At 69.5% G+C, this 26576-nt stretch carries 19 protein-coding genes and 2 pseudogenes; 13 read left to right on the top strand and 8 right to left on the bottom strand.

Going from position 1 to position 26576, the window contains the following annotated elements:
* Positions 1–261: 261 nt before the first annotated feature.
* Positions 262–1484, bottom strand: a pseudogene (locus GA0070624_RS09760) (IS256 family transposase).
* A 408-nt stretch (positions 1485–1892) separates the two neighbouring features.
* Here GA0070624_RS09760 and GA0070624_RS09755 point away from each other — a divergent pair.
* The 3 genes from GA0070624_RS09755 (at position 1893) to GA0070624_RS09745 (ending at position 6647) form a co-directional block, all read left to right on the top strand.
* The gene (locus GA0070624_RS09755) at positions 1893–4967 is read left to right on the top strand and encodes a DEAD/DEAH box helicase (protein ID WP_091339205.1); all 3075 of its coding nucleotides are present in this window, start codon (positions 1893–1895) and stop codon (positions 4965–4967) included.
* Positions 4964–5860 (top strand): phosphorothioated DNA-binding restriction endonuclease, encoded by an 897-nt coding sequence (locus GA0070624_RS09750; protein WP_091339202.1) that lies wholly within the window; start codon positions 4964–4966, stop codon positions 5858–5860. Before GA0070624_RS09755 ends, GA0070624_RS09750 begins: the two co-directional genes overlap by 4 nt.
* Positions 5861–6092: 232 nt before the next feature.
* The gene (locus GA0070624_RS09745; protein ID WP_091339199.1) at positions 6093–6647 is read left to right on the top strand and encodes a hypothetical protein; all 555 of its coding nucleotides are present in this window, start codon (positions 6093–6095) and stop codon (positions 6645–6647) included.
* Positions 6648–6738: 91 nt separating this feature from the next.
* Here the strand turns inward: GA0070624_RS09745 and GA0070624_RS09740 are convergent, their stop codons facing one another.
* The 3 genes and pseudogenes from GA0070624_RS09740 to GA0070624_RS09730 form a co-directional block, all read right to left on the bottom strand.
* A complete protein-coding gene (locus GA0070624_RS09740; RefSeq protein ID WP_091339194.1) occupies positions 6739–8892 on the bottom strand; it encodes an MMPL family transporter in 2154 nt (717 codons plus the stop codon).
* 160 nt (positions 8893–9052) lie between these two features.
* A pseudogene (locus GA0070624_RS09735) lies at positions 9053–9247 on the bottom strand (response regulator transcription factor); the annotation flags it as partial.
* A 106-nt stretch (positions 9248–9353) separates the two neighbouring features.
* Positions 9354–10223: an SMP-30/gluconolactonase/LRE family protein gene (locus GA0070624_RS09730; protein WP_218105136.1), complete on the bottom strand. Its 870-nt coding sequence runs from the start codon at positions 10221–10223 to the stop codon at positions 9354–9356.
* 297 nt (positions 10224–10520) lie between these two features.
* Here GA0070624_RS09730 and GA0070624_RS09725 point away from each other — a divergent pair, with 297 nt between their 5' ends.
* The 9 genes from GA0070624_RS09725 (at position 10521) to GA0070624_RS09685 (ending at position 19219) form a co-directional block, all read left to right on the top strand.
* The gene (locus GA0070624_RS09725) at positions 10521–11537 is read left to right on the top strand and encodes a substrate-binding domain-containing protein (RefSeq protein ID WP_218105135.1); all 1017 of its coding nucleotides are present in this window, start codon (positions 10521–10523) and stop codon (positions 11535–11537) included.
* Between the two features lie 106 nt (positions 11538–11643).
* The gene (locus GA0070624_RS09720) at positions 11644–13143 is read left to right on the top strand and encodes a sugar ABC transporter ATP-binding protein (RefSeq protein ID WP_218105134.1); all 1500 of its coding nucleotides are present in this window, start codon (positions 11644–11646) and stop codon (positions 13141–13143) included.
* Positions 13140–14189, top strand: a complete 1050-nt coding sequence (locus GA0070624_RS09715) for an ABC transporter permease (RefSeq protein ID WP_245718729.1) — start codon at positions 13140–13142, stop codon at positions 14187–14189. Before GA0070624_RS09720 ends, GA0070624_RS09715 begins: the two co-directional genes overlap by 4 nt.
* Complete coding sequence (locus GA0070624_RS09710) at positions 14186–14956, top strand: SDR family NAD(P)-dependent oxidoreductase (RefSeq protein WP_245718728.1); 771 nt, start codon at positions 14186–14188, stop codon at positions 14954–14956. Before GA0070624_RS09715 ends, GA0070624_RS09710 begins: the two co-directional genes overlap by 4 nt.
* Complete coding sequence (locus GA0070624_RS09705; RefSeq protein ID WP_091339185.1) at positions 14953–15645, top strand: FadR/GntR family transcriptional regulator; 693 nt, start codon at positions 14953–14955, stop codon at positions 15643–15645. The genes GA0070624_RS09710 and GA0070624_RS09705 overlap by 4 nt, the downstream gene beginning before the upstream one ends.
* On the top strand, positions 15642–16787 hold the full coding sequence (dgoD, locus tag GA0070624_RS09700; protein ID WP_091339183.1) for a galactonate dehydratase: 1146 nt from the start codon (positions 15642–15644) through the stop codon (positions 16785–16787). Before GA0070624_RS09705 ends, dgoD begins: the two co-directional genes overlap by 4 nt.
* Positions 16781–17626 (top strand): hypothetical protein, encoded by an 846-nt coding sequence (locus GA0070624_RS09695; protein ID WP_245718727.1) that lies wholly within the window; start codon positions 16781–16783, stop codon positions 17624–17626. Before dgoD ends, GA0070624_RS09695 begins: the two co-directional genes overlap by 7 nt.
* Positions 17623–18606, top strand: a complete 984-nt coding sequence (locus tag GA0070624_RS09690; RefSeq protein ID WP_218105133.1) for a sugar kinase — start codon at positions 17623–17625, stop codon at positions 18604–18606. Before GA0070624_RS09695 ends, GA0070624_RS09690 begins: the two co-directional genes overlap by 4 nt.
* Entirely contained in the window at positions 18590–19219 is a 630-nt protein-coding gene (locus GA0070624_RS09685; RefSeq protein WP_245718726.1) for a bifunctional 4-hydroxy-2-oxoglutarate aldolase/2-dehydro-3-deoxy-phosphogluconate aldolase, read from the top strand. Before GA0070624_RS09690 ends, GA0070624_RS09685 begins: the two co-directional genes overlap by 17 nt.
* Before the next feature lie 5 nt (positions 19220–19224).
* Here the strand turns inward: GA0070624_RS09685 and GA0070624_RS09680 are convergent, their stop codons facing one another.
* The 4 genes from GA0070624_RS09680 to GA0070624_RS09665 form a co-directional block, all read right to left on the bottom strand.
* Positions 19225–19947, bottom strand: a complete 723-nt coding sequence (locus GA0070624_RS09680; protein WP_176731645.1) for a FadR/GntR family transcriptional regulator — start codon at positions 19945–19947, stop codon at positions 19225–19227.
* Between the two features lie 196 nt (positions 19948–20143).
* On the bottom strand, positions 20144–22033 hold the full coding sequence (locus GA0070624_RS09675) for an NPCBM/NEW2 domain-containing protein (RefSeq protein ID WP_176731644.1): 1890 nt from the start codon (positions 22031–22033) through the stop codon (positions 20144–20146).
* A 380-nt stretch (positions 22034–22413) separates the two neighbouring features.
* Positions 22414–23058, bottom strand: coding sequence for a LuxR C-terminal-related transcriptional regulator (locus GA0070624_RS09670; protein ID WP_091339173.1), 645 nt, complete (start codon positions 23056–23058; stop codon positions 22414–22416).
* Positions 23010–24314, bottom strand: coding sequence for a sensor histidine kinase (locus GA0070624_RS09665; RefSeq protein WP_245718724.1), 1305 nt, complete (start codon positions 24312–24314; stop codon positions 23010–23012). Before GA0070624_RS09665 ends, GA0070624_RS09670 begins: the two co-directional genes overlap by 49 nt.
* 110 nt (positions 24315–24424) lie before the next feature.
* On the opposite strand from GA0070624_RS09665, the gene GA0070624_RS09660 reads away from it, so the two are divergent.
* Positions 24425–26557 carry an MMPL family transporter gene (locus GA0070624_RS09660; protein WP_091339170.1) on the top strand — a complete coding sequence of 711 codons (2133 nt, stop codon included), beginning with the start codon at positions 24425–24427 and terminating at the stop codon, positions 26555–26557.
* Positions 26558–26576: the final 19 nt, after the last annotated feature.

The following is a 26576-nucleotide window of genomic DNA, read 5'->3' as shown; positions in this document are numbered from 1 at the left end:
CGACCCCTCAGTGGCGGGTGCTGCAGAGGCGTGCCCGCGCTGACCATTGGGGGCGCGGGGACGACCACGGTAGTGGAAGGGCCGCGGCAGAGGACCACTGGCAACGGCCCTTGTGCTCTGCTCGTCCCAGCCGTGCAGCACGAAAGCACGACGTGGCCGACGAAAGGCACCCGAAGCCTCGACAATGACTGACTCAGGAGGCCGCCGACGCCCTCCAGGACGCGCTGTCAAGTTGACGGCTGATCTTGGTTGTTGAGGTGGTCAGTCGTTGGCCGCGGTGAGCCGGCCCCCGAAGGCGATCTGGAACGCGTTCAACGGTGCCTTCCAGCGCATGGTCCAGCGGCGGCCGGCGCCGGTCGGGTCGAGGCTCAGCAGCGCCATGTACACGCACTTGAGTGCGGCGGCCTCGTTCGGGAAGTGCCCGCGGCGCGGACGGCCTTGCGGATGCGGGCGTTGACGCTCTCGATCGCGTTCGTAGAGCAGATGACCTTGCGGACGTCCAAGGCGAGGAACGGCACGAACTCGGCCCAGGCGTTCTCCCACAGCTTGACGATCGCCGGATACTTCTTCCCCCAGGTCTCGGCGAACTCGAGGAACCGTTCGGTCGCGGCGTCCTCGGTCGCCGCGGCGTAGACCGGCTTCAGCGCTTTGGCGATCTTGTCCCAGTCCTGGCGGGCCGCGTACCAAAACGAGTTGCGCAGCAGATGCACCACACAGGTTTGCACGATCGTGCGCGGCCAGACGGTCGCGACGGCGTCCGGCAGGCCCTTGAGCCCGTCACAGACGAGCATCAAGACGTCCTGGACACCGCGGTTCTTCAATTCGGTGAGCACGTGCAGCCAGTGCTTCGCGCCCTCGCCGCCGTCGCCGGCCCAGATCCCGCGGGTGTCCCGATGCCCGTCGACGGTGACCGCCATGACGACGTAGATCGGCCGGTTCGCGACCTGCCCATCCCTGATCTTCACATTGATAGCATCGATGACACGACCGGGTATACACGGTCCAGGTTCTGCCACTCGGCCATGCCGTCCACGAGCTTGTCGGTGATGGTGGAGATGGTCTGCTTCGACACCTCAGTGCCATACACCTCGGCCAGGTGCGCGGCGATCTCGCCGTGAGTCAGCCCTTTGGCCGACAGCGACCGCACCAGGTCATCGACCCCGGTCAGGCGCCGCTGGCGCTTGCGCACGATTTACGGTTCGAACGTTCCCGCCACGTCCCGTGGCACCCGAACCTCGACCGGCCCGACGTCGGTGAGCACGTCTTGGTCCGGCCGCCGTTACGGCTGTTACCGCTGCCTTACCCGCCGGGTCGTGCTTGTCGTGGCCGACGTGGTCGGTGATCTCGCCGTCCAGCGCGGATTCCAGGACCCGCTTGGTCAACTGCTGCAGCAGACCGCCCTCACCGGTCAGTTGCAGGCGTCCCCACGAGCCCGATCGACCAACATCGCGATCAACTGCTCGTCCGTGACCGCACCCACCGATCCGGCAGCCGGCTGTCCCAGGGTGGTCTCGGTCGTCATCTGGCGTCTCTCCCTTGATCGGTCGATCGGCCGTTATTTGTACAGTCCCAGCCCTGGCCGGCCGAGGCCTGTGAGAGAACTAGCCCCGCCCAACGACGGCGCTGCAACATAGTTGTCATCCTGAGGGCGCGAAGTCCCGCTACTGCCTCGGGCGCCGCTCTCCCGGCTGCGCCCCAAGGGATACCGCAGGATCCTGTGCGCGCCACTGCCTGCGGTAGAAGGACCTGAGGTTGCGCCAGCAACCAGGGCGATGTCAGGCGGACAAAGCGCCAAAAGTCGTCCGGTTGGAGGAGAGGACCGGCATCCGCAGCCTAGGCGTAACCGCGCGCCGGGGCGGCGAATCGCCGCGCTGGCTGGTTAGCTCTGCGTTGTGACGGATCTTGAGCTGGGCATCTACGAGCACCTGATCACCCAGCAGGTCGCCGATCGGCTCCAGCAGATCGACCCTGCCCTGGTCCAGCAGGCCAAGCTCGACCCGGCCGATGCACCCGACGTACTCGCCCGGCACATCGCGACCCTCGCCCGGCGCGCCCTGCTCGCCCTAGGCGGTGGCGACGACAAGCTCGCCCGCCAGGTGGAGCTGACCAACCGGATCGCCGAGAGCATCGCCCAGGCCGAGCCGCGCGCCGTCGGCGTCGACGACCAGGTCGCCGACGCGCAGCGTCTCCTGCACGCCATCGCAGCCCCGCCCACGCCGCCCGCCGCACCCACCTTCCCAGTACGCCCCACCACCCCGTTCGCCACCGGCGCGCTGCTGGTCAACGGCCGGCACCAGCCGCGCATCGGCCACGAGGTCACCCACGAGATGGCCTCCGCCGACCAGGTGGACTTGCTCTGCGCGTTCATCAAGTGGCACGGCCTGCGCATCATCGAGCCGGCCATCCGCGAGCTGATCGCCCGCGGCGGCCGGCTGCGGGTCATCACCACGACGTACATGGGCGCAACCGACCAGCGGGCTCTGGACCGGCTCGTCGAGTTGGGCGCCGACATCAAGGTCTCGTACGAGACCAGGACCACCCGGCTGCACGCCAAGGCGTGGCTGTTCCGCCGCAACACCGGCACCACCACCGCGTACGTCGGCTCGTCCAACCTGTCGAAGGCCGCCCTGGTCGACGGCGTGGAGTGGAACGTCCGCATCTCGAACCTGGAGCAGCCGCACGTCATCGACACGTTCGAGGCGACATTCACCGACTACTGGAACGACTCGGCCTTCGAGGCGTACGACCCGGCGAAAGACGCCGACCGGTTGCGCATCGCGCTGCGTGGCGAGCGCCCCGACGAGGCGCCGACCGAGATCGCGAACCTGGACGTCCGGCCGTTCCCGTACCAGCAGGAGATCCTCGACGACCTGGACGCCGAGCGTCTGGTGCACGGCCGCTGGCGGAACCTGGTGGTAATGGCGACCGGCACCGGCAAGACCGTGGTGGCCGCGCTGGACTACCGGCGACTTCGGAGGGCCGGCCGCGTCGACTCGCTGCTCTTCGTCGCGCATCAGGAGCAGATCCTGCGGCAGAGCCGGTCGGTGTTCCGGCAGGTGATGGGGGACGGCAGCTTCGGCGAGACGCTCGTCGGCGGCGATCGGCCGAAGGACTGGAAGTACGTCTTCGCCTCGATCCAGTCGCTGCACCGGCAAGAGATCGACCCCGAGGCGTACGACATGGTGATCGTCGACGAGTTCCACCACGCCGAGGCGCCGACGTACGCGCGACTGCTGGAGCGGCTGCGGTCGCGCGTACTGCTGGGGCTGACCGCGACCCCCGACCGGAGCGACGGTGGCGACGTGCGCCGGTGGTTCGATGGCCGCGCGTCCGTGGAATTGCACCTTTGGGAGGCGTTGGAGCGGCAGCTGCTGTGTCCGTTCCAGTATTTCGGGCTGCACGACGACGTCGACCTGTCGCAGCTGCGGTGGAAGCGCGGGCAGGGGTACGACCCGGCCGAGCTGGACGGCGTGTACACCGGCAACCACGCCCGGGCCCGGATGATCCTGCGGGCGGTAAGCGACACCGTCGACGTCGGGCGGATGCGGGCGCTCGGCTTCTGCGTGAGCATCGGGCACGCCGAGTTCATGGCGGACTGGTTCACCAAGCACGGCGTACCGTCGGCGGCGGTGACCTCGCAGGTCAACCGCGCCGGCCGGCACGCGCTGATCGATCGCTTCCGCAAGCGTGAGCTGCGGGTGCTCTTCACCGTCGACCTCTTCAACGAGGGCGTCGACCTGCCGATGGTCGACACGATCCTCATGCTGCGCCCCACCGAGAGCGCCACGATCTTCCTGCAGCAGCTCGGTCGCGGCCTGCGCCGGGACGACGACAAGCCCTGCCTGACCGTGCTCGACTTCATTGGCGGGCAGCACGCCAACTTCCGCTTCGACCTGCGCTGGCGGGCATTGACCGGGGTCAGCCGGCGGGCCGTCGAGGCTGCCGTCCGGGATGACTTCCCGTCGCTGCCGAGCGGCTGCCACGTCGAGCTGGACCGGGTGGCGAAGGAGATCGTGCTCGCCAACCTGAAGTCGGCGCTGCCGACGTCGAAGAACGGCCTGGTGGCGGAGCTGCGGCAGCTCGGTGACATCAGCCTGGCGGAGTTCCTGCGGGAGACGGGCCTGGAAATCGAGGACATCTACCGGTCGGCGAGCATCGGCGGGTGGGCGGGGCTGCGGCGTCTGGCGGGCATCGACACTTCGACCGCCGGGCCGGACGACCGCGAGCTCGGCCGGGCCATCGGGCGGATGCTGCACGTCGACGACGTCGACCGGCTAGACCTGCTGGCCCGGGTCGCGAACGGCGAACACCCCGGCGACGGACGGCTGCTGGACACGCTGCACTTCAGTCTCTGGGGGCCGTCTGTGCCGCTGACCGAGCGCGAGGCCCGGCTAAAGCGCCTCTGGGCGGAGCCGGCGCGCTGTGCCGAGCTGCGCCAGGTCGCCGAGGTGCTACGGGACCGGATCCACCGGGTCACGGAGGAGCCGGCGTCGGGGCGGGTGCCGCTGCGGGTGCACGCCCGCTACAGCCGGAACGAGGCGTGCGCGGCCTTCGGGATGGCGAACCCGGGGTCACTGCGCGAGGGGGTGAAGTGGCTGCAGGACGAGCAGGCGGACCTCTTCTTCGTCACCCTGGTCAAGTCCGAGGAGCACTACTCCCCCACCACGATGTACGCCGACCGGGCCATCACCGACAGCCTGTTCCAGTGGGAGTCGCAGAGCACGACGTCATCGGCGTCGGCGACGGGGCAGCGCTACATCAACCACGCCGAGCGCGGGTCGACTGTGCATCTGTTCGTCCGGGAGACCAAGGTCGCCGACCGCGATCTGGGCGCGCCGCCGTACCTATATGCCGGGCCGATGACGTACCAGGAGCACAACGGCGACCGGCCGATGCGCATCCTTTGGCGCCTGCACCACCCGCTCCCCGCCGACATGTACGCCGCCGCCCGCGCCATCGCCGCATGAGCACTCGCCAGGAGGTATTGGAACGACTGACCTCGTTGCGTCTGCACCAGCAGACCGGCCGCCGTGCACCGCACAAGCCGCTGCTGGTGCTGCTGGCGCTTGGGCAGATCACCCGGGGTGGCTCCAGCGAGCTGCCGTGGTCGCAGGCACAGGAACGGCTCAGCGATCTGATCGCCGAGTTCGGCCCAGCATCAAAGACCGGGCGGGCGCAGAGTGCGGCATACCCGTTTACCCGGCTGCGCAGTGACGGCGTGTGGATTTTGAGCCGGAACGTACCCATGGATCTGGTCGGGCCGTTGGCGAGCCACAACGTCGTGGGACGTCTTGATGCCGCCACCGAATCCGCCCTACGCCGGGACCCCGAGCTGGTGCGGCGGGTCGCCCGTGCCCTGGTGGAACAACACTTCCCGCCCACCATCGCTCCCGACGTCCTGACCGCGGCGGGCCTGGACCCCGACGACATCCTCCAGGCGCCGGGCGTAACGCCGATCCCGGCTCGGCGGCGGGACGCAGCCTGGCGGGCTGCGGTGCTTCAGGCGTGGGACAGGCAGTGTGCGTTCTGCGGGTACGACGGTCAGCTCGGGCACGCCACGGTCGGGGTGGAGGCGGCGCACGTGCGCTGGTGGGCCTTCGACGGACCGGACAGCCCCGACAACGGCCTCGCGCTCTGCGTGCTGCACCACAAGCTCTTCGACTTCGGCGCGCTGGGGCTCGACGACGACCTGCGCATCACCGTGTCGGCGGCCTTCACCGCCCGCACCGTCACCGGCCGCACAGTGTACGACCTGCACGGCCGGCCCCTGCGACCGCGGCCGGGGACACCGGTTCCCGCCGGCCACCATGTCGCGTGGCACCGACGCGAGGTGTTCAAGGGCGATCCGTTGGCGGTGTGACCGTCCGCAGCCTGCTCATCCCGGCGCTTGCCTCAGCGACGGCCGAGCCGGTCCAGGCGCACCGCAGCGCCCGTACCCCGTCGCCGCCCGGGCGGTCGTATCCTGGTGCCCCCTTCCTCCCAGGAGTTGGAGTGGTCATGCCGATCGGCATCCTGCACCCCTCGTCAGCGGCGGGGGCCAGATGCTCCAGTTGTGCACACGGCACGGTGAGCCGGCGGCCCAGCACAGGCGGGTGCTGTTGAAGTCGAGGACGCCATCGTGGACGTACCTGCTCATCCCGTTCGGGCTGCTGCCGTTCGCGATCGTCGCCACCGTGTTGGAGAAGCGGGTGAAGGCAGCGGCGTGGCCGTTCTGCCCGCGCTGCCTCAAGCTGCGTACCGGGCGACTGCTCGGCGGCATCGGCGTGGTGGTCTTCGCCATCCTGGCCGTGCTTGTCCTCGCCGCCGCCGTCCCGCACGGCACGTCGTACGCCGGTCCGATCGTCCTGGCGTTCGTGGCGCTGCTCTTCGTGGGACTCCTACTCGCCGCAAACGCGGGGTGGCCCCTGATCGCTTCGGCCCACGTGTCGCGCGACGGCAGCGCGGTCGAGGTGCGGAACGCACACCCCCGGTTCGCCGAACACGCTGCAGCGCTACAAGCGTGGGCCGCGCAGCAACAATGGGCGGCACAGCAGCAGTGGCCGGCGCAGCAGGGCTACCGCCAGCCGCAACAGTGGCAGCCGCACTACGCCCACCCGCAGTACCCGGAGCAGCAGTCGCCCGGGCCCGGCGGCACCATGCCCTCCTGATCCGCCTCACTGGGGCGGGTGCCCGATCCGTCAGCTCAGCGGTTGGCGAGCCGATCCCGGCGCGCCCGCAGCGCCCGATCGGCGCCGCCCGCTACGCCTTCGCCACGCTCGCCGGCTCCGGCGGCGCGTGCCGCCCCTTGGCCGGCCGCTCGTCGCCATGCCCCGGCCACCACGCCTTGTGCCCGATCAGTGCGGTCAGCGCGGGGACGAAGAACATTGACATGACGAACGCCGACAGCACGATGCCGATCGCCACCGCGAAGCCCATCTGCTGCAGGAAAGAGATCGGCGCGAGCATCAGCACCCCGAACGTTCCGGCAAGGATCAGCCCCGCCGCCGCGACCGTCGGGCCGGCGTGTTCCACCCCGATAGCCGCGGCCTCGTGCGGCTCGTTGCCCTCGCGCGCCTCCTCACGCAGGCGGGCGATCATCAGGATGTTGTAGTCGGTCCCGATCGCTACCACGAAGAGGTAGAGGATGATCGGCAGCTGGAAGGTGACCCCGGGCTTGTCCTGCAGCCCTTGGAAGAGATAGACCGTGGCGCCCAGCGTGGCGGCGAAGTTCAGCAGCACCGCTATCACGAGGTAGATCGGCGCGACCAGGCTGCGCAGCAGCAGCGCGAGGATGAGCGCGATCAGGCCGGCCGCCACCGGCAGGATCACCGACAGGTCGCGGTTGTTCGCCGAGTTGATGTCGGCGAAGATCGCGGTGGGTCCGCCGACCAGCGCCCGGGTGCCGGGCGGGGCCGCCTGGTGCACGGCGTCGCGCAGGTCCTCGCGGACGAGCGTGATCGCCTCGTTGGAGACCGGGTTCTCGTTCAGCAGGAGGTTGACCCGGGCCACGCTCGGGTCGCTGCCGCGCTCCGGCGGTTGCACCCGGCCCACTCCCGGGGCGCCCGCCGCGGCCGCCGCGAAGTCGTTGATCTGTTGCTCGGTCAGCGGCGACCCGGTGCCGGTGGTCAGGTAGACCTCGGTGGGGGCGAGCGCACCGGCGGCGAACCCGCGCTGCAGGTCCGCGGCGGCCTTCGCCGACTCGGTGTCCTGCGGGAAGCCGGCGCTGAAATCGTAGTCGGCCTTGTAGCCCAGCACGCCTGCGGCGAGCGCGACCAGCAGGGCGCCGGAGGCCGCCGCGACGAGCGCGGGCCGGCGCCCGATGGCGGTCCCGAGACGGTGCGACATGGAGGCCTTGGGGGCACGCTGCCACGCCTTGGACGGCCAGAAGACGTACCGGCCGAGCAGCGAGACGACCGCCGGGATGAGCGTCAGCGAGGTGACCAGCATGACGCCGACGGCGATCGCGAGCGCCGGGCCGAGCGAGCCGAAGAAGCCCAGGGAAGCGAGGAGCAGCACGAGGAACGCGACGATGACCGCTCCCGCGGCCGACGTGATGACCTCGCCGACCCGCTCGACGGAGACGATCATCGCGGTGCGCTTGTCGTCACCGGCACGTAGCCGCTCGCGATAGCGGAAGAGCAGGAACAGGATGTAGTCGGTGCCGATGCCGAACAGCACGATCAGCAGCACCGTCTGCAGATCCTGACTTACATTGAGATCGAACGCCTTGCCCGCCGCGGCGACGAGCCCGCTCGTGACGGCCATGACGACGCCGATGACCACCACGGGCAGCAGCGCGGCGATGGGGCTGCGGAAGATGATCAGGATCAGTCCGATGATCAGGATGATTGTCGCGATGCCGACCACGGCGAAGGCCTTGTTGAAGGTGTCCTCGTTGTCGACGAAGCTCGCTACGTCGCCGGCCACGCCCGCGGTGAGTCCGCTGCCCGCCAGCTCCGGGCCGATGGCCGCTCGCAGATCGCGTACGGCGTCGAGCAGCGCCGGGTCGTCCGGGGCGGGCGCATCGAGCCCGACGTTGACCACCTGCACCGACTTGTCCGGCGCGACCGCCGGCGGGCCGGTCAGGTAGCCGGACGTGTGCGAGATGTTCCTGGCCTTGAGCGACTGGGCGAGCTGACCCACCTTCGCCTCGTCGGCCGGCGTGAGCGGCTGCCCGTCGGCGCGCTTGACCACGATGGCCGCCGTCGCGGTGGCCTGCTGCGGGAACGCCTTCTTCCCGAGCTCGGTGGCCTGCACTGACTCGTACGAGTGGGGCAGGAAGCTCTCCTGATCCGCGGAGGTGATGTCGCTCAGCGACGGTGTGGTGACGACGATGGCGATTGCCGCGAGCACCCAGCCGGCTATCACCCACCACGGCTTGCCTACCACGAATCTGCCCAGCCGCTCGAACATGCTTTCCCCCGTGTGTTCGGCACAACCGACGTCTGGGGCCCAGAGCACCCGTGGGCACCCGCCCGTCACTCTGCGGGGCAGCCTCCGCTACCCCCCGTGCATCGTACCGTCGAACAGCAATCCTTTTCGGACGGCTGGCGGCGAGGGGGCCGCGTGAGTCTCAGCCGTTCAGGTACGCGAGCACCGCGAGCACTCGCCGGTTGTCGTCATCGGACGGCGGCATCCCCAGCTTGCTGAAGATGTTGTTCATGTGCTTGCTGACCGCCTTCTCCGTGACGCGCAGCCGCCCGGCGATCGCGGCGTTCGACCGCCCCTCCGCCATCAACCCCAGCACCTCCCGCTCCCGGGCAGTGACGTCGTACCTGCGGACCCTGACCACCCGCTACGGCCGCGCGGGACCTCCCCGTGACCGGGAGCCGGCCACCACGGCCGACTCCCCCGCAGCCGGACGGCCCCTTTCCTCACCCCGCGAATGGCTGCGACGGAAGGCCAATGCCAGCGTTCGGGAGCACGAGGACAGAGCCGGCGAGGGGTTGATCGGCGAGTGACGCCTCGTCGAGTCCGTGGCGCGCAGTGGTGATGAAGAGATCCGTCAGCGCCGGCCCGCCGAACGCACAGGCGGTCGGCTGGCTGGCCGGTACCCCGATGACTCTGTCGAGCGCGCCGTCGGGGGTGTACCGGTGCACTGCCGATCCGCCCCACAGTGCGACCCAGACACAGCCGTCGGCATCGACGGTCAGCCCGTCCGGCGCCCCGAGACGGACGTCCACCGTAGCCAGCGGTCGGCGGCCGCGGACGAGGCCGGTGTCTACATCTATATCGAAGACGTCAACACGGTTGGTCGCGGTGTCCACGTAGTACATGAAGTGCCCGTCCGGGCTCCATCCGGTGCCGTTGCTGATGGTGACGTCGTCAAGGACGACGACCACGTCACCGGCGCCGTCCACACGCCTCAGCGTTCCGCCCCCCGGCGCGGCGTCGTACCGCATCGTCCCGGCCCACAACAGCCCCGAGGGGTCGACGGCGGCGTCGTTGCCCCGCACACCGTCCTCCCGCCACAGCACGAGCCAGTCGAAGCCGCCATCTGAGTCGTACCGGCCGATGCCGTCACGCAGGTTGACGACGACGCCGCCGGCGGACCGTGGCTTGGCTGCGCCGACGTGTTGATCCGTACGAAGCACGTCATCTGCACCAGTGGCTGGGTCGAGCCGGTGCACCTCACAGCCGAGAATGTCCACCCAGATCAGGCGGCTCGCTGCCGCGTCCCAGGTAGGTCCCTCGCCCAGGTCCGCCTCGACCCGCTGCGCGACATCAAGCTTGGCGATTGTCACGGCTTGCCCTCGTTTCAGTCGGCCATGCTGGCCACCCGCACCGGTGCCAGTGGGCGGAGACGATAGCCCAGCTGCGGACGTGAGGACGGGTCTGGTGCCTCTAGCAGACCAAGCACCCGAAGGTCGACCTCGATAATTGCTTTTTTATGAAGACTTCTTGACTCGCCCGTCACGGGACTGTCAAGGTGATCACCGCCTCGGCGCGCAGGGCGCCGACCAGATGGAGGTCGATGTAGACCACGGCACCGCGTCGTGCCGAGGGCAATCGGTCGCCGGACTGAAAGGAGTTCGTGCGTAATGAAGCGCACCCGTTGGGCGGTCGCCTCCGCCATCGCCCTCGCCTCGATGCTCACCGCGTGTTCGTCTGGGCAGACCGACACCACCGCCGGCAACGGCGACAGCAAGCCGAAGTCCGGCACGATCAAGATCGCCTACCTGCAGAAGCAGGGCGACCAGCAGTACTTCGTCGACGAGGGCGCCGGCGCCAAGGCCAAGGCGGCCGAGCTGGGTAACGTCGAGGTCAGCATGTTCGACCTGGGCACCGACTCGGACAAGGCGATCAACGCGCTCGACCAGGTCATCGCACAGAAGTTCGACGCGATCGCCATTGTCGTACCCGACCAACTCATCGGCCCCCAGGTCATCGACAAGGCGAAGCAGGCCGCCATCCCCCTCATCGCTTCGGACGACGTGATCAAGGACGCCGCCGGCGCCGAGGCGCCGTTCGCCGGCTTCGACGGAGCCGCCATGGGTGAGAAGGTCGGGACTGAGGCAGGCACCTTGTTCAAGCAGTCGGGCTGGTCTGCGGCCGACACCCGGATCATCAGCGCCTACAAGCAGGACCTGTCCGTGTGCCAGGACCGCGTCGACGCCGCGGACAAGGCGTTCACGGCAGCCGCGGGCGCCGAGGTCAAGGTGATCAAGCTCGGCACCGACAACTCCGCCGTGGACGCCCAGAACAAGACCGGAGCGCTCATCACCGCGAACGCTGGCGTCAAGCACTGGATCGTCTACGGCTGCAACGACGAGAACGTCTCCGGCGTGGTGACCGCGCTGGCGAACGCAGGCTTGGGCGCCAACGACGTGATCGGTGTCGGCCTCGGCGCATACCTCGCCTGCAAGGACTGGCAGGCGGGCACCGCGACCGGCTTCAAGTCAGCCCTGTTCATCGACGGACGCCAGGTCGGTGCGTCCGCGGTGGAGGCACTGGTCAAGAAGGTGCGCGACGGCGTCGAACTACCGGCGAAGACCGTGGCCAACACCGCGATCGTGAACAAGGACACGTGGCAGTCCGCCGGGGTCAAGTGCAGCTAGTCCGAGGAGTCGGCGCTGGGGCGGGAGATCCCCTCTCCCACCCCAGCGCACCTCTGTTCGACAGCAACTGATCCCTTTGCCGACCAACACGAGAGGAGGTGTTCCTGTGCTGCGTCTTCGCGGTCTTTCGAAGAGCTTCGCGGGTTTGCCCGCGCTGCGCGATGTCAGCATCGACTGCAACCCCGGCGAGGTGCTCGCGCTCATGGGCGAGAACGGTGCTGGCAAGTCGACCCTGCTGAAGATCATGGCCGGTGAACATGTGCCGGAAAGCGGAACCGTCGAACTCGACAACGAGCCGCTGCCGCTGGGATCCCCGGTCAAGGCCCGACGTGCCGGTATCCGGATCATCAGCCAAGAGCCAGAGATCATCCGCGACGTTTCCGTGGCCGAGAACATCTATGTCGGCAACGTATCCACGGGCGGTGGACGCTGGTTCGACCGGAAGAGGCTGTTTGCCGAGGCCCACGCACACCTGCGCCGGCTCGGCCTCGACGGCCTGCTCCGGCCAGAGGCGCAAGGTCAGGACCTCTCCCCCGCGCAGCGCCAGCTGGTCGAGATCGCCCGTGCGCTCGTGGACACGCCCAAGGTGCTCGCCCTTGATGAGCCGACCTCGTCGCTGACCGATCGGGAGGCTGACGCCCTGTTCGCACTCGTCCGGCAACTGCGGGACAGTGGGGTCGCCGTGATCTACGTGTCCCACCGGATGGCCGAGATCTTCCAGCTCGCCGACCGGATCGCCGTCCTCCGCGACGGTGCGCTGGTCGGCGAAAGGGCCACGGCTGCGACGGCCGAGCACGAGGTCGTACGACTCATGGTCGGCCGTGACCTGTCCGGCATGTTCGTGCGCGATCATGCCGCCAGCGATCGAGTGGTGATCAAGCTCGAGGACGTCACGACCGACGACGTCAGCGGGATCAACCTCCAGGTCCGTGCTGGTGAGGTCGTTGGTCTCGCCGGGCTTGTCGGCGCCGGACGCTCGGAACTGGCACGAGCCATCTTCGGCGACGTTCCCATCCGTTCTGGTCGTCTGCTCGTCGACGGTCAGCCCATTGAGCTGCGCTCGCCGCGCGACGCCATCGATGCCGGGATCGGGCTCGCCCCCGAGGAGCGCAAGGCCGACGCGCTGCTGCTCGAGCGCTCTGTGCGGGACAACGCTTCGCTGGCCGTCCTCGACCGCCTCAGCAGATTCCGCTTCGTCCGCCGCGGCGCGGAACGCGAGCTCGTCGAAGGCCTCGCCACGCGACTCCGCGTGCGTACACCCTCGATCGAGCACGAGGTCAAGAAGTTGTCCGGCGGCAACCAGCAGAAGACGGTGCTGGTCCGCTGGCTCGCCCGCAAGCCGAAGGTCCTCATCCTCGACGAACCGACTCGTGGCGTGGACGTGGGCGCGAAGGCGGAGATCTACGCCACCATCGACACCCTCGCCGCCGAGGGCGTTGCCGTGCTCGTCGTCTCCTCTGAGCTGCCGGAGATCCTCGGCCTCTCGGACCGAATTGTCGTCATGCAGAACGGCCGAATCACGGGCGAGCTGACCCGCGGCGAGGCGACCGAAGAAGGCGTACTCGCCCTCGCCATGGCCGACCACCTGACCGGAGCTTCCCGATGACTCAGACACAGAACGACCAGCGACTGGACCACGCGGCCGCCGAGCCCGAAGCCGTGGGTACGAAGGGGCTCCTCGCTCGGATGGCCCGACTGCGAGTTCCCTTCAACCAGAACACGTCGCTGCTCATCGCGCTCGCCGCGCTCGTCACGATCATCGGAGTCCAGGCTCCCGAGTTCTTCGGCTCGGCCAACCTGCGCACGATCGGCACCACGATCGCCATCGCCGGTGTCCTCGCGGTTGCCCAGACCATCGTGATCATCATCGGTGGCCTGGACATCTCGGTCGGCTCGATCACGGGCCTCACGTCGGTGACCTGCGCGATGGTCTTCACGTCGGCCGGCGGCCCGTTTCCCGGCCTGCTGTCCGCGCTCGCCGCCGGCCTCGTGTGCGGGCTCGTCAACGGGATCATCATCGTGTACGGGCGAGTCAACCCGGTGATCGCGACGCTCGCCACGCTCGCCGCTTACAAGGGCATCGCGCAGTTGGTTTCCGACGGCCGGGCACAGGGCTACACCGGCGCCGACCCCATCTTCATCTTCATCGCGCGCGGCTCGATCGCCGGCATCCCCACGCTCATCTGGGTGTTCGCGTTGATCGCGGTGTCCGCGCACGTACTGCTCAAGTACACCGACATCGGCCGCAACCTCTACGCCATCGGCGGCAACGACAAGGCGGCCCGGCTCGCCGGCGTCAACCTGAACCGCTACATCATCGCCGCCTACTGCCTTACCGGCACCGTCGCCGGCGTCGCAGGCGTCCTGCTGACCGCCAAGACCGGCTCGGGGCAGCCGGTGTCCGGCAGCGAAGGACTCGAGCTGTACTCCATCACCGCTGCCGCCCTCGGTGGCTGCGCGATGCAGGGCGGTCGCGGAACGATCCCCGGCACCGTCCTCGCACTCGTCCTGCTCGGCGTGCTCGAGAACGGGCTCAACATCCTCGGCGTCAACTCGTTCTGGCAAAACGTCGCGAAGGGGATCCTCCTCGTCGCCGCCGTCGTGATCCAGCAGCGGCGCTCCGGCGAACGACGCATCGGCCTGCCGCGATGAACCAGCAGCCTATGCCCACCGTGAACGCCGTGCGGGGCCTGCTCGCCGGTCGGGTCGCGGTCGTCACCGGCGCGGCCTCGGGGATAGGTGCTGCCGTCGTGGACCGCTTCATCGCCGAGGGCGCAGCGGTGATCGCCGTGGACCGTGTTCCCAACGCGACCCACCTCGGCACCGCGCCGGTGCGGGCTCTGGTCGGCGACGTATCCCAGGCCGCGACGTGGGAAGCCGTGGCCGGCCTCGCGCGAGCCGAGTTCGGGCGCCTTGACGTCTTGTTCTCCAACGCCGCCGCGATGGTCACGGCCCCAGCGCACGAGCTGGACGAGGCGGACTGGGACCGGCAGCTCGCGATCAACCTCAAGGCCGCCTACCTCGGCCTGCGCTCGTGCATCGGGCTCCTGCGGGCCAGCGGCAACGGGTCGGTCGTGGTCACGTCCTCGGTGCACGCCACGCACGGACTCCCCGGCCATCCCGCGTACGCGGCATCGAAGGGCGGGCTGCTCGCGCTGACACGTCAGCTCGCGGTCGAGTACGGACCGGAGGTGAGGGTCAACGCCGTCGTGCCGGGGCCGATCCTCACGCCGCTCTGGCACGGCATCGACCAGGGCGCCCGCGACCGCAGCATCGCCGGGACAGCGGCACAGCGGTTCGGCCGGCCCCACGAGGTCGCGGCTGCCGTCGCGTTCCTCGCCAGCGACGAGAGCTCGTACATCACCGGCACTACGATCACCGTCGATGGCGGCTGGTCGGCGAAGAAGGACTCCGCATGAGCAACTACCCGGACCGCGGCCTCCACGGACACGTCGTGCGGGAGGTCGGCCGCCGCATCGTCGCCGGCGAGTTCCCGCCCGGTACGACCATCGAGGTCGACCGCCTGGAGCGTGAGTACGACGTCAGCCTCACCGTGGTGCGCGAGGCGCTGCGGGTCCTCGCCGCGAAGGGCCTCGTCGACGCCCGGCCGAAACGCGGCACATTCGTGCGGCCACGGACGGACTGGAGCCTCCTGGACCCGGACCTGCTGCGCTGGCAGTTCGAGGGCGCCGACAACGACGCGTTCCTCGCCAACCTGGCGGAGGTACGGCTCATCGTCGAGCCGCAGGGAGCCCGCCTCGCCGCGGCTCGCCGAACCGATGCCGACCTGGACGCGCTCGAGGCCGCACTCGCATCCGTGACGGCCGAGCCCACCACAGAGGTCATTGTCGATGCCGACCTCGCATTTCACCGCGCCCTGCTCGCCGCGACGCACAACGAACTGCTCGTCAGGATGGAGCACATCATCGAGATCGGACTGCGCACGCGAGACCTCATCGTTCATGCCGAGGGCCATCGCGACGACTTCCTGCCGCCCCACCGAGAGGTGCTGGACGCGGTTCGGGCCGCCGACGGCGACCGTGCCGAGCAGGCGATGCGGGCGCTGCTGGAGCAGGCCGCGCGCGACGAGCGGGAGTTGGGCTCATGAAGATCACTCGCGTCGAGACCTTCCTCGTGCCACCGCGTTGGCTGTTCTGCCGGATCGAGACCGACGAAGGCGTAGTCGGCTGGGGTGAGCCGGTCGTCGAAGGACGCGCGGAGCCCGTGCGGGCCGCGGTCAACGTGCTCGCCGAGCAACTTGTCGGACAGGATCCGCTGCGGATCGAGGACCACTGGCAGGTGCTGACCAAGGGTGGGTTCTACCGCGGCGGACCGGTGCTTTCGTCCGCTGTCGCCGGGATCGACCAGGCACTGTGGGACATCGCCGGCAAGACGTACGGTGCTCCCGTACACGCACTGCTCGGCGGCAACGTACGTGACCGGGTCCGGATGTACGCCTGGGTCGGCGGCGACGAGCCCACCGAGCTCGCGGAAGCCATCACGGCACAGGTCGAGGCCGGCTTCACCGCAGTGAAGATGAACGCCACCGGGCGGTTTCCGAGCGGCGGATCACTCGGCGACATCCGCGCCATCGTCGAGCGCGCGACACTCGCGCGGGAGGTGCTCGGACAGTCCCGGGACTTCGCACTCGACTTCCACGGCCGGGTCACGGTGGCCGACGCCCGCCGCGTGCTCCCGCTGCTCGAGGAGTTGCAGCCGCTGTTCGCCGAGGAGCCGGTGGTGCCCGAGAACTCGCACCGGCTGCGTGGCGTCGTGGAAGCCACGACGATCCCGATCGCGACCGGCGAACGCCTCTATTCGCGGTCTGAATTCCTGCCGGTTCTGCAGGCCGGCGTAACGGTTGTCCAACCAGACCTTTCCCACGCCGGCGGCATCTCGGAGACGCGGCGCATCGCGGCCCTGGCCGAGACGTATGGCGTACACCTCGCGCCACACTGCCCGCTCGGACCCATCGCGCTGGCAGCAAGCCTGCAGGTCGCGTTCGCGACGCCGAACCACCTCATCCAGGAACACAGCATCGGCATCCACTACAACGAGGAGGCCGGTCTGCTCGACTACCTGGTAGACCCGTCGGTGTTCACGTTCGTCGACGGGTACGCGCGGCGACCCGAGCAGCCCGGTCTGGGTATCGAGGTGGACGAGGCTGCCGTACGTCGGGCCGACGAGGCCGGTCACGCGTGGCGCAACCCGATCTGGCGACACGACGACGGCTCGTTCGCCGAATGGTAGGCAACACCCCGGTGACCGGGCGGCGGGTACCGCTAACCGCGGAAGTCGACCTCACCCTTGGCGGTCGCTGGACCTCGCTGTCCGGCGGTAGCCGCGAATGGCTGTGGTCCCGCGCAGATCCGGCGCGCAGGCACGTTCGGCCAGGCACGGATTTCGTCGATGTGGGTGGGCTCGAGGAGTGCATCCCGACCGTACGCGGCAGGCCAGACCACGGGGATGCGTGGTCACGACCCTGGCGGCACGACCATGGAGGTGCTGTCGTCGACTGCCCGGATTTCGTGCTGCGCCGCAGGATCGAGCACGTCGGTGGGGCCGTCGTCGCGTCCTACCGGCTGTCCGCGAACCCCGGCTATCGCTTTCTGTGGGCGGGCCACGCACTGCTCGATGTGTCGGATTCGGCACGACTCCTCGCCCCGCGCGGCACGCCGACGCTGGTCTACCCGGAGGCTGCAGCCATCCTCGGCGATGCGTGGACGGCCGGCGCCACGACGATGACGGGAGCGTGGCCGGAGCCGCTGGGGTTGCCACTGTCGCAGCTCGGACCGACCGACGGTTCAGCGGTGGGAGCGATCCTCAGGTGCGCCGACGTGCGGATCATCGACGGAGCTGACACGCTTCGGATGCTGCTCGAGGTGGACAACCAGCCAGCTGGTACGGCGCTGTGGCGCAACCTGGGCGGTTTTCCACCACGGGAGCCGTACCGCAGCGTCGGCGTCGAACCGATGCTCGGCACCGTCTTCGACCTGGCCGAAGCCGCGCCACACGAGGCGGCGACGGTGCCAGCCTCCGGTGAGGTCGCCTGGCGGCTCGTCGTCTCCGCCGACAGGACGGGTTCGTGACCTCGCGAACGCAGACAGCCAACGCCGTCGCACAGGGGTTGGATGCGGTCTGCATCGGCGAGACCATGCTGCAACTGACCCCCATCGACGCTCAGCCTCTCGCGACCCGGCCCCATCTTGCGATGCACATCGGCGGAGCCGAGTCCAACGTCGCCTGCACACTCGTCGCATTGGGTCACCGTGCCGCATGGGTGAGCCGGGTGGGCGACGACCAGTTCGGCCAGTTGATCGCAGACGAGCTCACCCGGCGAAGCGTGGACCTCACGATGGTCGAGGTCGACCCGGATCGGCCGACCGGCGTCTACTTCAAGGATCCCGCCCCCCACGGGACAGCCGTCCACTACTACCGCCGCGAGTCCGCCGCGAGCGCGATGACACGGGACCTCGTGGACTCCGTTCCGGCCCTGCACCGCACTCGGCTCATTCACGTGTCCGGCATCACGCCAGCGCTCTCCCAGAGCTGCGCCGACCTGGTCGACGCTCTCCTTGTCGACCGCACTGTGCGGGGACCGCTCCTGTCCTTCGACGTCAACCATCGTCCGGCGCTGTGGTCCGCCGAAACCGCCGCGCCCGCGTTGCTCCGGCTGGCCCGGGCCGCGGACCTCGTGTTCGTCGGGCGTGACGAGGCGGAGCGGCTGTGGGGAACGGCTACCCCGACACAGGTGCGCGCGCTGCTACCGCACGTACCGACGCTCGTGGTCAAGGACGCCGAGCACGGCGCCACGTCGTACGGCGATGGCGGCGATGTGTTCGAACCGGCGCCACAGGTGGACGTGGTCGAGCCCGTCGGCGCGGGAGACGCCTTCGCCTCCGGCTTCCTGTCGGGGCTGCTGGACGACTGCCATCCTGCTTCCCGACTTCGGCGCGGCCACCTGGCTGCGGCTCACACGCTGCGAACCGTCGGCGACCTGGGCGAACTGCCACACCGATCACAGCTCGACCGACTGGACGAGGGAGTATTTCGTGGGCCACGGAATTGAGGACATCTTCGGCAGCGCCGTGGTAATGGCCATCCTGCGCGGGCTGCCGCCGCGCGAGACGGTCGAACTGGCGACCAGGGCGTGGGATCTCGGCATCGACGTCGTCGAGGTGCCGGTGCAGACCACCGACGCGGTGCGGTCCCTGAAGGCAGCCGTGGCCGCCGGCCGGGAACGCGGCCGAGGAGTCGGTGCCGGCACCGTCATCACCGTCGACCAGGTCCGGACCGTCGCTGAGATCGGCGTCACCTTCACCGTCGCACCCGGACTTGACGACGCCGTCGTCGCCGCCTCGGTCGCCGCCGGATTGCCGCACCTGCCCGGCGTCTCAACCGCCAGCGAGATCCAGCAGGCGCTGCGCCACGGCCTCACCTGGGTCAAGGCCTTCCCGGCCAACGTGCTCCGACCTGACTGGTTCGTCGCGATGCGCGCACCATTCCCCCAGGTGACGTTCGTGGCGACCGGTGGAGTCGATGCCCACAACGCTCCCGACTACCTCGCCGCCGGCGCGCGTGTGGTCGCCGTGGGCTCGGCGTTGTCCGACCCGGAGCAGCTGGAGCGTCTCGCCGCGGTGCTGGCCGAGCATCTGCAGCCCACGGAGAGCGGACGTGGCTAATTCCCTTACGTAGGTGGTAGATCGTCACCCAGTGAATGGCTCACTGACGCCACAAGCTCACGCATTCGCGCCTCGGCTTCGTCAGCCGAGCCCGCAAGTACCGCGTCGACCAGCTGCACATGCAGATCCGTCGCGTACGCCGACAGCGTCTCCGGCCTCAGTTGCAGCTCTTCTCTGGCTCGGAGCGCACTTGTGACGACCACGGCGAGCTGCGCGATCATCGGATTTCCGCTCGCATCCAGCAATGACGCATGCAGCTCGATGTCGGCGCGCGTGAAGGCGGACAGGTCGTGCGCCTCGAAGGCCGCCACCAGCGCATCGCGCGCGGTCTCCAGGGAGGACCGCTGGTCCGGGGCGATTCGGGCAGCGGCAAGTCCCGCGGCGAACGGTTCGATGGCCGTGCGCAGTTCGAGCAATTCCTTCATCTGGTCGGGCATCTCTTGGCTGTGAATGCGCCATTTGATCACCTGCGAATCGAAGAGATTCCACTCGCTCCGGGGACGAAGTTGAGTGCCCACATTGGGCCTGGCGCTGAGCAGACCCTTGGCCTCCAAGACGCGAAACGCCTCACGTACCACGGTGCGCGATACTCCGAAACGCTCCCCAACCGACACGGGGTCGAGTGCGGGGACGGCGTCCGGCGGGTTGGCGACGAGTATCTGGCCCAGCTCGTCAACAAGCCAGCCGTGCAGACCACGGCCATACCGTGACGCAACAGGCACTGTCATCCGATCTCCTCTACCGATGGGGGCCGAGCCCGCCGTCAAGCGACCTCCGCGAGGGCCGTCGCCGCCATTGTTGTCCGCCGAACTCGAACGAACCCAGCCGCTACCGCTGTGTCGGGTCTCGTGGCTCGTCGGAATCCATCCGCAACGGGTGGCGCCCCGGCGTCGAAGACACCGGGGCGCCACGCACCTCAGCGGGTCAGGCGCAGGTGACCTTCGCGTCTGCCCAGTCGGCTCGGTCGTTGTACCCGCCATCGCCGCCGTCGGCGACGTGCAGGCGAAGTTCCGAGACACCGGTCAGTGAAACGTCCACCGGAATCGCGGCCCCGCGGCGAACCAGACCGCTGTCGAACACCTTCTCGCCGTCTGCGTACACCTCGAAGACGGCAGTGCCGCCCGCGGGGCTGACCCGGTCGACCACGTCATCGATGCCGGCCAGCGCGGTCAGCCGAGAGCAGGACTCGCCGACCCAGTAGGTCACGTCGCCGGGTGTGGCAAGGCCGAGGCCTTTGGCGTAGGTGGTGCCGGCGAGGTTGATGGGTCCGCCGCCGACCTCGCGGTCGCGGGTGACCGACTGCCAGCCGCTCGACGCGTCGAGCCAGGCGAGGTCGCTCAGGTAGGACTCGCCGGTCGGCGGCTTTGGCACGACGAGCGCGAGCTGCGTCCCTGAGGTGGAGCCGATGTTCTTGCCGTACTGGTAGGTCACCCGTGCAGTGACCGGAGTGCGGTCCCCGGAAGTGTCCCGCGACGGCGTGACGGCGTAGGAAACGCTCACCTCGCGTTCTCCGCCAAGTTGGCGCTCGCGGCGTACCGGATCACCTTCGACATCCCAGCCGTCGGGGACGACGAGCTCGATGCGGACGTCGGTCACGGTCATCGGGGCGTCATTGGCGACGACGACCTCGACCGTGCCGGGCTCGCCCGGGAAGAGCACCGGCCATTCGGTCCCGGCATCTGCCCCGATCTTGACCGATGTCGACACTGCGGGAGCCTTCGCGTCTCCACTCTGAGTCACCCGGAAGACCGCCGTACCGTGGCTGGGAACGAATGCCCGGATCGCCCCAGTCGACTTCGTCGTCTGGTGAGCCCAGACGTCGCGGAGCGAGTAGCTCTCGGCCGTCGGGAGCCCGGCCTCACTGGCCTGCGCCGTGATGGTCTGGGCGATGCCCGACCTGTTGAGGAGCGCCACAGCCACGTCACCATTGGCCAGCGGACGCGCCCAGACTTCGAGATCACCGTCGTCGCGCACCCGAGTCGCCTGCCTGCCGAGCGGGTCCTGGTCGATCGCGATGACCTCGGTGTTGGTCAGTGTCCGCAAGGTCTCCTGCGACATGTTGCGAACGTCGTTCCCAGCGAGCAATGGGGCGGCCATCATCGACCACATCGAGAACTGCGTGCGGTACTCCGTCGCAGTCATCCCGCCCTTGCCGACCATGAGGATGTCGGGGTCGTTCCAACCCTTGTCCGGGCCGGCCAGGTCGGCGAGCGGAGCCTGCGCGTCGATGTTGCCGAGCACCGCGCCCCAACTATCGGAGTAGTCGTTGCTGGTGCGCCACATGTCGCCGAGCGGACCAGCGATCTCCCATGACTTCACGCTCGGGTCCCACACGCAGATGCTGAAGAACATCGGGCGGCCGGTCGCCTCGATTGCGTCGTGCCAGCGGCCGTACAGCTCCGCCGCTACCTCCTGCTGAGACTTGCCCGGGAAGTCCTCGAAGGGCACGAAGCACCAGTCGACCTTGACGAAGTCGACCTCCCAGTCGGCGAAGGTCTGTGCGTCAACCGCCTCATGGCCATAGCTGCCGGGGTAGCGCGCGCACGTCTGAGTGCCCACGTCGCCGTAGATGCCAAGCTTCATGCCACGCTCGTGGACGTAGTCAGCGAGCGCCTTGATGCCACTCGGGAACTTGGCGGGGTCCGCCTGCAGCCGACCCGCCGCATCGCGCTCCTTCGCGCTCCAGCAATCGTCAAGGTTCACGTACTTGTAGCCCGCATCGCGCATGCCGGTGGAGATCATCGCATCCACCGTCTGCTTGATCAGGTTCTCGTCCAAGTCACAGAAGAACGTGTACCAGTCGTTCCACCCCATCGGTGGGACGGCGGCTACGTTGCCTGGCGCTGACGCAGGCACCGTGACCGGACTTGGCGCCGCTGCGGCGCCCGTACTCGCTGCGCCCACGGCCAGAGCTAGCCCGATCGCTGCGGCCAGGCCTCGTACGACGGCCTTTCTCATCCCGTTCCTTTCGGTAGGACTTCGCTGTCCGCGCGGCTGAGCCGTTCCTTGCTCAGCCGGGCGCCAACGGCAACGTAAGAGGCTCCGTACTTATAGGTCAATAGGATAATCATACTTATCTAGGTCGACGAAGACCGATACTGCTGATCGTCTTGCGGCTGCTGTCCGATGTAGAGCGGTCACGGATCGCGCTGCGCTGTGGCCGCGCCGCCGCGAAGCCGGTGATCTGTTGAGTCTCAGCCGTTCAAGTACGCGAGCACCGCGAGCACCCGCCGATTGTCGTCATCGGACGGCGGCATCCCCAGCTTGCTGAAGATGTTGTTGATGTGCTTGCTGACGGCCTTCTCGGTGACGAACAGCCGCCCGGCGATCGCGGCGTTCGACCGTCCCTCGGCCATCAGCCCCAGCACCTCCCGCTCCCGCGCGGTCAGCTCCCCCAGCCGCTGCGCGCCCGAATTGCGGGCCAGCAACGCGGCGACCACCTCGGGGTCCATCACCATGCCGCCATCGGCCACCCGGCGCACCGCGTCGATGAACTGGCCGACGTTCGACACCCGGTCCTTGAGCAGGTAGCCGACTCCCCCGCCCCGGTCGGCGAGCAGCTCCCGCGCGTACAGCTGCTCGACGTGCTGGGACAGCACGAGGATCGGCAGTCCGGGTAGCTGCGCCCGGGCCGCGAGCGCCGCCTGCAGGCCCTCGTCTGTGAAGGTCGGCGGCAGGCGTACGTCGAGGACCGCGACGTCGGGGCGGTGCCGGGTGAGCGCCGGCAGCACGGACGGCCCGTCCGCGACCGCCTCGACCACCTGGAAGCCGTACGCGTCGAGGATGCGCGTCAGCCCGTCCCGGAGGAGGGCGAGGTCCTCCGCGATGACAACTCGCACGGCAGCTCCATGGTCACGACGGTGGGTCCGCCGGGCGGACTCGTCACGGTCATCGTGCCATCGAAGGCTGCCAGACGGCGTCGCACGCCCGCCAGGCCGGTCCCCGCGTCCGGGGTCGCACCGCCGCGACCGTCGTCACCGACCACCATGCTCAAGACACCATCGCGGTGCATCACCTGAATCCAGGCGCGGCTAGCCCCGCTGTGCTTGGTGACGTTCGTCAACACCTCGGCCACCGCGAAGTACGCCGCGGATTCGACCGGCGCCGGCGGGCTGCCGGCCAGCTGGACGTCGGTGTCCACTTGCAGCGGAACGGCCAGGGCGAGGGCCTGCACCGCTCCGTCCAGGCCGCGCTCGGCGAGCACGGGCGGGTAGATGCCGCGTACGAGGTCGCGCAGCTCGGCCAGGGCGTGGCCGCTGGCCTCCTGCGCCTCAAGCAGCAGCCGCTGCGCCGCCGCCGGGTCGTCGGCCAGCAGCTGCTCGGCCAGGCCGATGCTCATCCGCAGCGCGACCAGCCGGGCCTGCGCCCCGTCGTGCAGGTCGCGTTCGATCCGGCGCAGCTCGGCGGCCTGCGTGTCGATGGTGTCGGCGCGGGTGGCGGCGAGGTGCCGCACCCGCAGCGCCAGCTCCTGCGCCCGGGTCGGCGTCAGGAAGAAGCCGGCGAAGCGGAAGTGCAGCCACACCAGCCACGGCGCGACCGCCAGCCCGCCGGCCAGGAACAACCACCCCTGCGGTACGGAGAGCACCGCCTTCAAGATGTTGTCCATCGGCCAGAACACGCCGTAGCCGTACCAGTCGACGGTGAGGTGCAGCACGAGCGGCACCAGCAGGACGCCCTCCAGCCCGTACGCCACCAGCACGAACCCCAGCAGGCACGCTCCGCCGGTGAACGCGCCGGGAATCAGCCAGGCGAAGTCCCGCCAGGTCGCCGGATCCGCGACCACCCACCGGAACCGCTTCCAGGTGCCGAGCTGGGCGTCGGCCGGGATCGGCCGGTACGGCGTCGCGATCGGCAGCCCGCACCACCGGCTCAGTCTCCGTTGCAGCGTCAGCGACAGCCGCACCAGCACGGTCACCGCGGGGAAGAGCGCGAACCCGATGCCGAACACGGGAATGAGCGCGAGCGCGACCACCGACAGCACGAACAGCAGCGCGTTGGTGGTCAGGCTCAGCAGGGCCACGGCCAGGCCCTGCACGGCGGCGAGGGCGCCCGGCCGGATCTGCTGCCAGACGACGGCACGTACGGAGCTGTCCACGGCGCCATTCTCCGCCTGCGGCGCCACCGGATTCGGTGGTGCTACCACCACCTGTCGTTCGGGACCTGGCACTCCTGTCTTCACCCCTCGCCGGCCAAAGGATCGAGGACATGACCACAAGACTGCAGGAAAAGCACCGGCTGGCCGGCCTGGCGTCCGGCCGCCGCAGCAAGTACGCCATGCTCGTCTTCTGGCTCGTCCTCATCGCGGCGGCCGGGCCGCTGGCGATCAAGCTGACCGAGGTGCAGGACAACGACACCCTTGGCGCGCTGCCCGCCACCGCCGAGGCCAGCCGGGCGGTGCAGCGGGCGGAGGAGGCGTTCCCGGACTCGCAGAAGCCCCTGGCCGTCGCCGTCTACGTCCGCGAGGGCGGCCTCAGCGATGCCGACCGCGCGAAGGTCGACGGCGACCGTACCGCGTTCGCCCGGTACGCCGACGGCGGCCAGGTGCCCCCGCCGGTCCCGAGCGAGGACGGGCGGGCGCTGCTGCTCTCCTTCCCGGTCGCCGGGGACGCCGACCAGCGAGCCGACGCGGTGGCCGGCATCAAGGACCGCCTGAGCGCCGAGGCACCACAAGGTTTGCGGACCGCGCTCACCGGTCCGGCCGGAGGCGAGGACGACGTCTTCGACGCGTTCGCCGACATGGACAGCACGCTGCTGCTGGCGACCGCGGCCACCGTTGCGTTGCTGCTCCTCATCACGTACCGCAGCCCGGTCCTGTGGTTGATCCCGCTCATCACCGTCGCGGTGGCCAACCAGCTGGCCAGCGCGGTGGTGTACCTGCTGGCCCGGCACGCCGGGCTGGCCGTGGACTTCCAGAGCCAGAGCATCCTGACCGTGCTGGTCTTCGGGGTCGGCGTGGACTACGCCCTGCTGCTCATCGCCCGCTACCGGGAGGAACTGCGCCGGCACGCCGACCGGCACGCGGCGATGGCCGTCGCGCTGCGGCGGTCGATCGGCGCGATCGGCGCCTCGGCGGCGACCGTCGCGATCGGACTGCTGTGCCTGCTCGCCGCGCAGCTGCCGTCCACCCGGGGGCTCGGACCGGTCGGCGCGGTCGGGATCGCCGCGGCGTTTCTCGCCATGACCACGCTGCTGCCGGCCGTGCTGGTCATCTTCGGGCGGTGGCTGTTCTGGCCGTTCGTGCCGCGGTACTCACCCGACGCGGTCGGGCTCGACGTGGCGGCCGAGCATGGGGTGTGGCGGCGGATCGCCGGTGTCGTCGGCCGGCGGCCCCGCGCGGTGTGGCTGGGCACGGCGGCGGCGCTGGTCGCCCTGAGCTTCGGCATCGGCAACCTCAGCATCGGCATGCCGCACGACGAGTCCTTCACCAAGGAGGTCGGCTCGGTCACCGGGCAGCGGATGATCGAGGCGCACTACCCGAGGGGAGCGGTCGCTCCCGCCGAGATCCTGGCCGCCGCCGGCCCGGCCGACCAGGTGATGGCCGCCGCCCGTACCGTGCCGGGGGTGGCCGAGGTGGGCGCGCCAGAACGCTCGCCGGACGGCCGGTGGGTGCGCGTCGCGGCGGTCCTGACCCACACGCCGGACAGCGACGCGGCGCTGGACACCGTCGACCGGCTCCGCGCCGCGGTGCACGCCGTGCCGGGTGCGCAGGCGCTGGTCGGCGGGGACACCGCGTACCTGCTCGACGAGGAGCGGACGGTCGGCCGGGACAACCGGGTCGTGGTGCCGCTCGTGCTGGCGGTCGTCCTCGTCATCCTGGTCCTGCTGTTGCGCGCGCTGGTCGCGCCGCTGCTGTTGCTGGCGAGCGTGGTCCTGTCCTACGTCGCCGCGATGGGCGCGGCCGGGCTGATCCTCGACGCGATGGGCTACCCGAAGCTCTTCGTCGGGATCCCGCTGCAGACGTTCCTGTTCCTCGTCGCCCTCGGCGTGGACTACACCATCTTCCTCGCCACCCGGGCCCGCGAGGAGACGGCGCGGCTCGGGCACCGGCAGGGCGTGCTGCACGCGCTGACCGTGACCGGCGGGGTGATCACCAGCGCGGGCGTGGTGCTGGCCGCCACGTTCGGCGCGCTGAGCGTGCTGCCCCTGGTGCCGTCGGTGCAGTCGGCGGTCATCATCGGCGTCGGGGTGCTGCTCGACACGTTCCTCGTCCGCAGCCTGCTCGTCCCGGCGCTGGCGCTGCACATCGGCCCGCCCACCTGGTGGCCGAGCGCCCTGGCGCGGCCGGTGTTCCGGCCGGTCGCGGCCCCGCCGGTCGAGCGGATACCGGCGGCGTCGTAAGGGCGACGCCCGCGGCGGG

It is taken from the genome of Micromonospora rhizosphaerae (genome assembly GCF_900091465.1).
Lineage (GTDB): Bacteria > Actinomycetota > Actinomycetes > Mycobacteriales > Micromonosporaceae > Micromonospora > Micromonospora rhizosphaerae.
The sequence above is the reverse complement of the archived record's forward strand: the minus strand, read 5'-3'. Positions and strand labels throughout refer to the sequence as shown.